Here is an 11,764-nt window from a genome sequence, read left to right as displayed (position 1 = left end):
AGCTCCGCCCGGCAAGCTGAACACTCGGATCAACCGAGCGAGCCGTCAACGCCACACCGCGCTGATGAACGGTCGATCGAAACGGCCATCGACCAACTGTCCGCCCCCAAATTCTCGCGGCGGCACGCGGCCTATCTGTTCTTGATCGAATGCGGCAAGGACGCGATCGCGAGTTTGGAACATGCCGCCGGCGACGACGATTTCAACGTCGCCGAACGATGCGTCCGCGCGCTGGCGGAAATCACCCGCGACAGTGAATGCACCGAGGCGGCCCTGATGGCTCTCGACCGGCTCGCCGCGGACGACACCAAGCGAATCGCCAAACTGGCCGCGTCGGAATCCAAACGGTTGCGGATGACGAAAGAAGAGCTCGCCGTGGAAGCACTGATCGCCGCCGGGGTCCGCGTCCAGCGATCCACCCGCGGAGAGATTTATTCTCTGCAAATCAGCCGCGACGAGGATCTGTTCTGGCTCAAGTTTCTTCCCCGACTGCGGCGAGTCAACCTGTCCGGCAACGGTATCACCGACGGCGGCCTCAAACACCTGTTCGATTGCAAACAGCTGACCGACTTGTCCTTCGCCGGCACCGCGGTGACCGACACGGGGCTGGCACAACTTCAACATCTTCCCGCGCTGACGGGACTGCATCTGCTCGATAACCGCTTCTCCGCCGACGGCATCCGACAGCTCAAAGGGGTCAAAGGGTTAACATCCCTTTCCTGGTTCTCTCCGATCGACATCGAGTCATTGCAGGCCGTCGGCGAACTTCAACGCCTCACGTCCTTCAGCCTGTCGACAAAGCAGGTGACGGAACACTTGGTCGACGTCATCAGCCGTTTGACACAGCTGACGAAACTGCACCTGTCCGCGACCGGATTGACGGACCCGCAGTGCGAGCATCTGGCGCGAATCAAAACCGCCACCTACCTGTCCCTGATGCGGTCGCCCGAATTGACATTCGCCGGCTGGGAGCATCTCGGCCGAATGGACTTGCATTCCTTGTCGACCTATCAATCCCCGATCACCGATGCCGGGATGAAATGTCTCGGCTCGGCGAGGGAACTGAGGTACTTGACCATCTCCGATTCGCCCGTCAGTGACGAAGGGCTGTTGCATCTGAAAGAACTCACCAACCTGCGATACGTCAATCTTCGCGCGACGAATGTCACTCAGTCCGGCGCCGATCGCTTGAAAAAGCTGCTTCCCAATCTCCGCACGTTGAGAATCGATTCGCCGGGATTCACGCCCGCCAAAGCGTACAGCGTCACGACGGCAATCGACAAAAAGAACGTCCACCTGCGCACCGCACTGACCGACGCAACGCTCAAAGAGCTGCGTCAGGAAAAGGATGTCCACACCGTCTTCATGACCCGCATCAACAGCAACGATCAACAGGTCCGAATGATCGCCACGCTGCCGATCAAAGGACTGGTGATTGATTCCGATGCCGTCACCGATCAGGGGCTTGCCGCGTTGAAAGCGCATCCCCATCTGCAATCCTTGACCGTCACGTCCAACCGACTCACTGACGGATGCAAAGATGCCATCTTTGCCATTCCGTCGCTTTCCAAACTCTGGATTCAAAAGGCCCCGCTGACCGACGCGGGAGTCCAAGCGTTGATCACGGGGTTGTGCGACAAGCAGCAACTCGACTCGCTCAATTTCGGGAACTGCCCCCAGATCACCAACCAGGCGTTCGACGGCATCGCCGAACTCAAGTCACTGACGCAGTTGACGCTGCGTGACAATCCGCAACTCGATAGCGGTGTGTTTCGATTCGTTCGTGAACTACCCGGGCTGACCGAAATTCGTCTCGAAGGCAACGTCGTCCAGGCAGCGGATCTGGAACTTCTGGGCACGCTGAAACTGGAACGACTGCACCTGAGCAACGCACGAATCGCCGATGGCGCCATGGCAGCACTGGTCAAGGCCTGTCCCGATCTCAAACAACTGGGGGTGGCGAAATCGAACCTGGATGATGCCGCGATGGCATCGATCGGCAAGCTCAAGCAACTCGAATGGTTGTGGCTGTATGGAACATCCATCAGCGATGACGGACTGGCCGAATTGGATGACCTGAAAAATCTGAAAAACGTTTATGTCAGCGCCGACAGCGTCACTGCACTGGGTCAGCAGCGGTTCCTGCAGCAGCATCCCGCCGCCACGCTGCGACGAAACTAGGCCTTGAGTCGGATCGGGAATTTTTCCGCAATTGGCAGTCAACCCGCCCGCACAAATTCCCCACCTCGCGGAGCTTTTCTTCGTCAAATCGAGGTGCGTTTCTAGGTGAATTCCAAGCGAATTGCTTCCGATAGCAGACACTAACCCTCTGCTTTCGATGGAGCCCGCTTGTGCCGACCCGCCCAATTAGAAGTCAACTGAATCCCCCCCCAAAATGCGTCAAACGTGGACAGCTGCGCGCCGCGGTTGCCGGATTGACCGCCGGACTCGCGCTCGGCTTGGCCGGCGTCGCCGTCGCCGACGGAGCCATCCAGCTGACCGCGCCGGCTAACGTGACCGCGCCGAAGGACGTGACGGTCAGTCGTGTGGAGTCCAAGGCTGCGCCCGAGGTAACGCCCGAGGTGTTGCCTGCCGAGACCGCTTGGACGAAGCGGACTGAGACCACCGCGACGGGCCAGGAGCGCGCTTCGGCCGCCGTCGTCGCCGAAGACACGCTGACCCAGCCGGCTTCCAAGACGATTTCCGCAACACCCGCCTCCGGGCCCCTGGATCGCTTCCGCGGTGCCTTGCCGAGCCTGCCTGCTAGGAAACCCGCCGCCCCGTCGATCCCCACACCGGGCGACGTGGAACTGGACAACGCCAACGCAACCCCACCGGGGCATGCCGGCGAAGCGGCGGCGAAGCCGGACGCATCGCAAGACATCGGTCCGATGCACAGCGACCGCGCATCGAATGCCGCCGTGCTCGACGACGGCTGGGTCGCCCGTGACGCGATCAATCGTGTTTCGCCGCTGCGAGACCCTGTTGCCCAATCGGGCCGGGCGGTCGTGGAAGCGACGACGGAGTCGGCACCGGCGACGCGTCTCGCGCCGGCGCTGCCCCCGCGGGATGACTTCTCCAAACGCAGCCGATCGCAGCCCCAATCGCAGTTCTTGTCACAGCCCCGATCGACGTCAGCCCGATCGATGTCCCTGGGAGAAGCGAAATCTTCCGTCGACTCGACACGCGCGGTTCCGGCTGGTGAACTGCCCTTGCTGCCACCGCCGGACGCCAGCACTCCCGCCGACAACAGCGACAGTGACAACAGCGTCACCAAGCAGAGCGAGAAGCCGGCGACCAAGGCGGCGACCAAGGCGGACAAGCCCGCCACGTCGCTCAACGAGCCCCAGAGGCAACCTGTCGTCGACGACACCCAACCGCTGCCCAAACGAAAACCGCTGACCAACCTCGTCGAAAGTACCTCGACGGCGGTGAAGAAAGAAGCGACACAGAAAGAAGCAACGCAGAAGGAAGCGGCGCCGCCGACCCGGCAGAGCGTCGACCGGAAACCCCCAGCCGACGCCGGTGCGTCGGCATCGATCGGCGACTTGCAGCCCGACGAATCGCCGGTCCTTGACTACACCGGTCGCCCCGCCGCCGAAGTCACTCCGACGCCTACGGTCGCGAACATGCGACGCGGCATCGAACGGATCCTGACCTACTTTTACCAGCGTCCAGAGATCGCCACCGGACGCAGTAATTGGGGCATGATGCACGCGATGATGGTTTTCGGTGCGGAAACCAAGGTGGTCGTTGGACGCGAGCACTACAGCACGATCGCCTGGATCGCCGGTAACAATAATTGTCGTGGGCAACGTCTGCTGACCCACGACGCCAACGGAATCCAAGCCAAAAGCGGCGTCGGATTGCAAGGCCACCAGGGCCAGTTCCTGGCCGTGTTGGGCATGTGCAATGTTCCCACCGACTATCCCTTGTACGCTGGCAAAGTGAAGTACGACGTCGCTGCGTTGATCGACTCCGAAAAGCGGGCCTGCAAGGCGGGCGAAGAATTGACGTTCACGCTGATCGGACTGTCACACTATCTCGACACCGACAGCAGGTGGGTCGCCGCCGATGGAACCCGCTGGGATTTTGATCGGCTGATCGAAGAAGAACTCAAACAGCCGATCGTCGGTAGTGCCTGCGGCGGGACGCATCGTCTGATGGGCTACACACACGCCCTGCGCAAACGACGCGCCGAAGGCAAACCGATCACGGGCCAGTGGAAGCGCGCCGAAATCTTTACCGAAGACTTCGTCAACTATGCGTATTCCCTCCAGAACCGCGACGGTTCGATGAGCACCAATTGGTTCGACGGTCGAGCCGACAACGGAAACGTCGATCGCAAGGTCCAGACGACCGGCCACATCGTCGAATGGTTGTTGACCGTCACGCCGGACGATCAATTGCAAGACCGTCGTCTGGTCGCCGCCGTGGCGTTTCTCCTCCGCTCGATGGGCTCCGATTTGGATCACGATTGGAGCATCGGTCCCAAAGGCCACGCGTTGCGTTCTTTGGCGATGTACCACCAACGCGTCTTCCGCGCCGGCACGCCCTGGATCCCCGAGTCGCTCGCCGATTCGGCGCAATCGCAACGTCGCCGATAGCAGATGATCTGGTAGGGCAGCAAACGTCCTCAGCCGGCCGACACGGCGTCGACCGGCTCGAGGCCTGATTGCACGATCGAAACTCGAGCGCCTCTGTCCATCTGATTTCGTGTATTCTTTGCCGTAGCGTTTCGACGCCGCGGCGCTGGATTTATTTTTCACGGAATCAACGATGCAACGTCTCACGCTCGCCGTCTGCTTCCTCGTCACCGCCATCGTGTCGGCGGACTCGCATGCCGCCCCGCCCTCGGTCTCGGAACTCGCACGGCATGCGATGACGCACGCGGGCGACGCCCAACGCGGCAAGCAACTCTTTCGCGACGAACGCATCACCCGTTGCCTGACCTGTCATCAGGTCGGCCAGTCGGGCGGCAAGGTCGGCCCTGATCTGTCCAAGATCGGAGGCAAGTTTGATCGCATCCACCTGATCGAATCGCTTTTGGAACCGTCACGGCAGATCGTTCAGGGCTATCAGACCAGTGTCGTGCTGACCTCCTCCGGGGAGGTCCGGTCGGGTGTCATCACGCAGGAAAACAAACAGTTTCTGTTATTGACGGATTCGGCGGGCAAACAGTGGCGGATCGCCCGCGGTGACATCGAATCGATCAAACCGAGCGCCACGTCGACGATGCCCGATAACTTGGCCAAAGCGTTATCGAAGCAGCAATTCACAGACCTGATCGCGTACTTGGAAACGCTGCGTACCGGCGTCGGCGACAAATTCGGTTCCGCGACGCGCGGGCCGATTCGAATCCCCGCCGGCTACGAGATCCAGACGCTGGTCACCGGACTCTCCGGCGCGACCGCGATGGAAGTGCTGGACGACGGGCGTGTCCTGGTCTGCGAACAAGACGGTCATCTGAGAGTCGTCAAGCATGGCAAGTTGCTGGAACAACCGATGCTCACCCTGGACGTCGAGCACCACTGGGAACGCGGCCTGATCGGCGTCACCGTTCACCCGGATTTCCCGGCGACGAATTGGTTGTACGTTTGCTATGTCGTCAAAGAACCGTTCACGCATCATCGCGTCAGCCGGTTTCGTGTCCGTGGCGACGTTGCGGACCCCAGCAGCGAAGAAATCTTGCTCCGCGGCGACGACCAGAGCAAGTTCGGCGGCAACGTCCCGGCCGGCCATCAAGGCGGCGCGTTGCACTTCGGCCCCAACCGAAAACTGTATGTCGGGATCGGCGAACAGACGGCAAAGAAGCCCGCGCAGGACATGAAGGCCCTGCAGGGCAAGATCTTGTGCCTGATGGAAGACGGATCCATCCCACCAGACAATCCCTTCGTCGACCAAACCGAAGGCAAGTATCAAGCCATCTGGGCACTCGGTTGCCGCAACCCGTTCACGTTCGCCATCGATCAAGCCACCGGTCGGATGTTGATCAATGACGTGGGCGGGAAGTTTGAAGAAATCAATCCCGGGGTCGCGGGCACTAATTACGGCTGGCCCGACATCGAACACGGGCCGATCGATCGACCAGGCTACACCGGACCGATTCACCATTACCGCGAAGCCTCCATCGCCGGTGGCGACTTCGCCCCCGATGCCGCGGGCGCCCAACTGGCCGGCCGCTATGTCTTCGCAGATTTTGTGCACGGCTGGATCCACAGCATCGACGCCCGGACCGGCGGGCCCGCCGAGACGTTTGCCAGCGGGCTGCGGCGTCCGGTCGACCTGCGTTTTTCACCCGACGGGGCGCTGTATGTCCTGCTGCGAAATGCCTGGGTCGTCGACGATAAATTTCAACGCGACAGTGGATCGCTTTTGCGGATCAGTCGTCGGTAGAGCGACAGGGTGGGGGAGATTTAGGAAATGGGGTGGTCAAAAAATGGGGTGGTCAAAAAATGAATATCCAACGCAGCCCCATCTCTCTGTCTCATTCTGTCATCTCGCACGCCTGAGATTCCATCTAGTACGTTGGTCGCAAGTCATCTGTGCCCCATTTTTTGACCAGCTCATTTTTTGACCAACTCATTTTTTGACCAACTCATTTTTTGACCAACCCTCTTTTCTGAACAACACATCGTTCCATGTCCCACCTTCGTCTCGCCACCTTCCATGCCGGACTGCGAATCAACGAGGTGCACGTTGACCAGCCGGTGGTGATCGGGCGACGGGATCCACGCAAAGGCGATCCGCCCCCGGTCGCCTTGCATCAGACGGCAACCGAGACGCGGCTGATCGTTGCCGATGTGCGTCAAAAGGAGATGTCGCGACAGTGGATGGAAGTCTCTCCGATCGAATCGTTTGCCTTTGAACTGAAGAATTTGCACGAGCACTGCCCGGTCGTGATCGTCGGCGATCAAGAGATCCCGCCGGGACAAACCCGCCGATTCGAGGAAGAAATCCTGGTCGATTTGGGCGGACGGCTTTCCCTGCGGATCGAAGCGGTCGATGCGTCGGGAATGGGATCGGCCGACTACCGAAGCCTGGAAAGTCTGCCACTGGTACCCGGTGGGCAGGGCTTCGTCGAACACACCGCCGCGATCGGGCAATTTGCCCAATCCGAGGGCCAGGAGGTCAACAAGATGCTCCAGCTGGCCTTGCAAGTCGTCCAGGAATCGGTCGGCAGCAACGCGTTTTTTCAGAAGTGTGCCAGCGCGGCGGCCGAGATGGTGGATCTGGATCGAACCGTCGTCTTGCTGCGTGGCGAAACGGCCGAATCCGACAAGTTGCCCGTCGAGTCGGAATTGGAAGGCGGCTGGTTCCAGGTCGCCCACCACACCCGCGGTGAAGGATTACAGGGCAACCCGCGCGGCCGGATCAGCACGACGCTGCTCAAACGTGTCCGCGAGACCTGCTTGACGGTGATTCACCAACCCAAGACCGCGGGAATGGGCGGAGCGAATCCCGCCGACGCGAACGTTGCCGACAGCGACGCCGATCGCTTTGCGCCGTCACTGCAGAGCGTGCAGTGTGCGGTCGCGTCGCCGATTCTGAATGCCGAACATCAGGTGATCGGTGTCATCTACGGCGATCGAACGATTTGCGCGAGCGGCGCGCTGGCCACCGGCATCAGCGACATGGAAGCGACGTTGATCGAGATACTGGCCGGGGCGTTGGCCGGCGGCCTGGCTCGTCGAAACCAAGAACGCATCCGCAATTCCTTGGCCGAATTTTTCTCACCCAAGGTGGCCGACCAATTGGTTTCCGATCCGCAACTGATGGAAGCAAAAGAGATCGACGTGACGGCGCTGTTCTGTGACATTCGCAAGTTCAGCAGCGTGACGGAGAAACTGGGCCCGCGGAAAGCAATCGAATGGATCAACGACGTGATGACCGAGCTCAGCCAGTGCGTCATCGATTCCGACGGCGTGTTGGTCAATTACATGGGCGATGAAGTGTTCGCGATGTGGGGTGCCCCCGGCGACCAACGCGACCATGCCGACCGCGCCCTCGCGTGCGCCAAATCGATGCTGCGGGCGATCGAGAAGCTGCGTCTGCGGTGGAGCAGTGTGCTGCCACAAAAATTCGGAGCCGGGGTCGGGATCAACACCGGGCCGGCGCTGGTCGGCAACGTCGGCTCGCGGCAGAAATTCCAGTACGGCCCGTTGGGCAACACCGTCAATCTCAGTTCTCGTTTGCAATCGGCGACCAAGCAACTCGGTGTCGCCTGTTTGGCCGGCGAGACGACCGTGCGGTCGGCCGGATGCAGCGACCAATGCCGTCGACTGGCCAAACTGTCGGTCGTCGGCATCGAAGACTGCATCAACGTCTACGAGGTCACGGTCCAGCCCGACGAAACGTGGCGGCGACTAAAGATCGAATACGAGCAGGCGCTCGACGAGTTTGAACGCGGTTGCTTTGAGAAATCAGCCCGACTCATCGAAACCCTAATCAAGGCTTACCCCCAAGACCGCCCCAGTCGTGATCTACTGGAGCGTGCCCGCGGCCAATTGAATGAGCCTTCGAAGGACTTTGACGGCGTTTTGACACTGACGAAAAAGTAGACACGTTGCGAACGCTTGTCCCACTGGTAAGATCCGGCACGACGCATCGGGTCGAGTCCTTCATCACCTGCCCAACGCGATGACGCAAACGCTCATTCACGACTTGCTTTTTATCCTGGCCGCAGGGCTGCTTGCCGGGTTGATCTGCAGGTGGCTTCACGCGTCGGTGTTGATCGGCTATCTGGTCGTCGGCGCGCTGCTCGGCCAGGGCGTGCTCGGCTGGGTCCGCGATGAAACGCACCAGTTGGAACACTTCACCGAAGCCGGCGTGTTTCTGCTGCTGTTTTCGATCGGACTGGAGTTTTCGCTCGATGACCTGCAACGTTTGGGCAGAAAGTTCTTCATCGGCGGAGCGACGCAGATGACCCTGGTGGCCGTGCCCGTCGTTGCGCTGCTGGTCGCCTTCGGGATGAGTTGGCAATCGGCCGTCCTGATCGCTTCGGCGGTCGCGTTCAGTTCGACGGTTTTGGTTTTTAAAGCGCTCACCGAATGGGGGCAATCCCAGCGACCGCACGGTCGATGCGCCATCGGGATCCTGCTGTTCCAAGATGCAGCCTTGATTCCGCTCTTGTTGCTGGTCCCGCTCTTGACCGGGGAGGGCAATGCACCAAGTCCGCGTCAGTATTTGGCACTGGCCGCCGTTTCGCTGCTGTTCGTGTTGGCCGTGATCACGCTGCGTTACTGTCTGTCCAACTGGTTGATCCCGTTGCTGGCGGGCTATCGCAGCCCAGAAATGGTGATCTTGTTTACGATCGTCTCGCTCGGCGGCGTGACGTTGGCCGCCCACGCGGTCGGCCTGCCGCCCGCGGTGGGCGCGTTCGCCGCCGGATTGATTTTTAACGGTAACCGCTGGACCAAGCAGATCGATGCGTTGGTGCTGCCGTTCCGCGAGACCTTTGCCGCCGTGTTCTTTGTCGGACTCGGATTGATTTTTGACCCCGCTCTGATTTGGCACGAACCGCTCGCGATGGGCGCCGCACTGGCGGGACTGATCGCGTTGAAAGCGTTGGCCGGAACCCTTGCGTTTCGACTGACCGGCATGCCGCTGCAACGTGCGTTCGGCATGGGAGTCGGACTGGCACACGTCGGTGAATTCGCTTTCGTCTTGATCTTGTTGGGTGTCGAATCCGGCGTGCTCCGCGAGATCGATTATCAGCGTGTCATCGCAATCGCGGTCGGATCACTGATCTTGACACCCTTGCTGATGAAAACGGGTTTGCGTTTGGTGCACGACGAAACCATCGATGTCGAAACACCCCGCAAGTCCGATTCCGAATCCACCACGACGCGACTGGCGACGATCATCGGTGCCGGCCCGATCGGCTCTCGAATCGCCTCCCAGCTGGAAACCACGGGGCAAGACGTTTGTTTGGTGGATCTCAGCCCCGTGAACCTGCACCCGTTTTCGCAGTTGGGATTTCGCACGGTCGCTGGTGATGCCAGCGACACCAGTATCCTGGAGCGTGCCGAAGTTCATCACGCCGGCGTCATCGTCGTCTGTGTCCCGGACGATCAAGTGGCCCTGCGTGTGGTCCGCGCGATCCGCAAGATCAACCCCGAAGGCAAACTGCTGGTTCGCTGCCGCTACCAGGCCAGTGTCCCCAAACTGCGCCGCGTCGGTGCCGATGTCGTCGTCACCGAAGAAACCGAAGCCTCGCTGGCCTTGCTGCGGGAACTGAATCAATTGGAACAAGCATTCTTGATCCAGCGACCCTGACCCCCTGCAAATCATGAACACCATCTCTCGGCAACTCGTTTTCGCAGCGTCGCTGCTGTTCGGCTTGGGTTCAATGGCAGCCGTGTCTGCCGACGTGATCCGGGTCGGGCCGCGCGACGATTGGTTCGCGATTCTAGCCGGTGACTCACTGAAACCCGGTGACGAACTGGTCTTTCACGCCGGCGTCTACTCGGATGCCCGACGGTTGGTGCTGCGACACCGTGGCGAATCAGGCAACCCGATCGTGATTCGAGCCGCCGAGGGCCAGCGGGTCCTGTTTCGTCGCCCCGATGCGAAACAGAACTCGATGAATCTTGAAGGCTGCCGACACCTCGTGCTGAGCGGCCTGGAAATCACCGGCGGGGCGGCGGGCATTCGTATCGGGCCTGACGCCAGCGGGACCCCGTCGAGCGATCTGGTCCTTCAGGATCTCCACATCCACCACATCGGCGGCGTCGCCGTGACCTGCAATCACGAAGGGACGGTCTATCGTCGGATCACCCTTCGCCGAAACCACATTCATCATACCGCCGGCCACGGTGAAGCGTTTTACTTGGGGGCCAACGAAGGGAAAGGCGTCTTTTCCGATTCGCTGATCGAATACAACTACATCCACGACTTGGACGGCCCGACTGTCAGCCAAGGCGACGGCATCGAAATCAAACAGGGGAGTTTTGGCAATCGAATCGTCGGCAATGTGATCCACGGCACCAAGTATCCGGGCATCACGGTTTACGGCACCACCGGTCAACCACGCAACGTGATCGAAGACAACTTGATCTGGGACACCGGCGACCACGGAATCCAAGCCGCCGCCGATGCGATCCTGCGCAATAACTTCATCGCCAACGCCAAGGGATGCGGCATCTATTCGCGGGCCCACCAAGGGGCGATCCCCGACAACCTACGGATCGAAAGCAACTACGTCGTGGCCAGCGGCAATCCGCCGCTGCGTCTGATCGGCGGCGGATCGGCCGGTAAGGGGATCGAGATCTTGGGCAACACCTTGATGGGCCCGGCCGACGGTTTGGCCGTGCGGGTCGAACGCTTGAACGCTCTGACCGCCAAAGCAAACCGCGGACAAGGCGCGGTGGACGGATCGTCGGCCATCGCGGCGTCTTGGACCTCCGTCAGCCACGCCACTCCCGACCTGCCGCGGCTTGAACAAAACCCCGCTTGGAATTTGTTAAAACGATCCGAGTGCGTCGCGAGATTCACCGTCCCGATCAAGTGATCGAATCGGAATCCCCGGCCGGACCCGCCGATCGGGCAAAGCCATCGATCACCGCTTCGGCTTCGTCGACGATCCGCCGGATCACGGTTGCCGCCGAGTCGATCGCGGTGACTTGTCCGGCGACCTGGCCGCCGAACATGGCCAGTTTTTCCAGTTCCCCGGTCATGGATTTCAACGGCGAATCCGTGCTCATCAAGTACACCGGACGGCCTTCTTCTTCGGCGACCTGTTCTCGCGGCATCTCGTCGGCGT

At 60.7% G+C, this 11,764-nt stretch carries 7 protein-coding genes; 6 read left to right on the top strand and 1 reads right to left on the bottom strand.

Features of this window, described 5'->3' with window-relative positions; genetic code table 11:
* The 6 genes from ABX749_RS07650 to ABX749_RS07625 all read left to right on the top strand — a co-directional run.
* On the top strand, positions 1 to 2,181 hold a 2,181-nt coding region (locus ABX749_RS07650; protein WP_372895451.1), incomplete at its 5' end, for a hypothetical protein.
* A gap of 254 nt (positions 2,182 to 2,435) precedes the next feature.
* On the top strand, positions 2,436 to 4,607 hold the full coding sequence (locus ABX749_RS07645; protein ID WP_372895450.1) for a hypothetical protein: 2,172 nt from the start codon (positions 2,436 to 2,438) through the stop codon (positions 4,605 to 4,607).
* A 172-nt stretch (positions 4,608 to 4,779) separates the two neighbouring features.
* Entirely contained in the window at positions 4,780 to 6,396 is a 1,617-nt protein-coding gene (locus ABX749_RS07640; protein ID WP_372895449.1) for a PQQ-dependent sugar dehydrogenase, read from the top strand.
* 245 nt (positions 6,397 to 6,641) lie between these two features.
* The gene (locus ABX749_RS07635; protein WP_372895448.1) at positions 6,642 to 8,561 is read left to right on the top strand and encodes an adenylate/guanylate cyclase domain-containing protein; all 1,920 of its coding nucleotides are present in this window, start codon (positions 6,642 to 6,644) and stop codon (positions 8,559 to 8,561) included.
* A 79-nt stretch (positions 8,562 to 8,640) separates the two neighbouring features.
* Positions 8,641 to 10,278 (top strand): cation:proton antiporter, encoded by a 1,638-nt coding sequence (locus ABX749_RS07630; protein WP_372895447.1) that lies wholly within the window; start codon positions 8,641 to 8,643, stop codon positions 10,276 to 10,278.
* Positions 10,279 to 10,291: 13 nt separating this feature from the next.
* Positions 10,292 to 11,512 carry a right-handed parallel beta-helix repeat-containing protein gene (locus ABX749_RS07625; RefSeq protein ID WP_372895446.1) on the top strand — a complete coding sequence of 407 codons (1,221 nt, stop codon included), beginning with the start codon at positions 10,292 to 10,294 and terminating at the stop codon, positions 11,510 to 11,512.
* Here ABX749_RS07625 and ABX749_RS07620 read toward each other — a convergent pair.
* A partial coding sequence (locus ABX749_RS07620) for a hypothetical protein (protein ID WP_372895445.1) occupies positions 11,505 to 11,764 on the bottom strand: 260 nt, incomplete at its 5' end. The two genes, ABX749_RS07625 and ABX749_RS07620, sit on opposite strands and share 8 nt — an antisense overlap.

It is taken from the genome of Stieleria sp. (assembly GCF_041595215.1).
GTDB classification, from domain to species: domain Bacteria; phylum Planctomycetota; class Planctomycetia; order Pirellulales; family Pirellulaceae; genus Stieleria; species Stieleria magnilauensis.
Note: the sequence above shows the minus strand (reverse complement) of the source record. Positions and strands in the feature narration are given on the sequence as shown.

What these genes read in the sequence shown, in the direction of transcription:
- ABX749_RS07640 (WP_372895449.1), top strand. Translation starts at nt 4,780, where the DNA reads ATGCAACGTCTCACGCTCGCCGTCTGCTTCCTCGTCACCGCCATCGTG.
- ABX749_RS07635 (WP_372895448.1), top strand. Translation starts at nt 6,642, where the DNA reads ATGTCCCACCTTCGTCTCGCCACCTTCCATGCCGGACTGCGAATCAAC.
- ABX749_RS07630 (WP_372895447.1), top strand. Translation starts at nt 8,641, where the DNA reads ATGACGCAAACGCTCATTCACGACTTGCTTTTTATCCTGGCCGCAGGG.
- ABX749_RS07625 (WP_372895446.1), top strand. Translation starts at nt 10,292, where the DNA reads ATGAACACCATCTCTCGGCAACTCGTTTTCGCAGCGTCGCTGCTGTTC.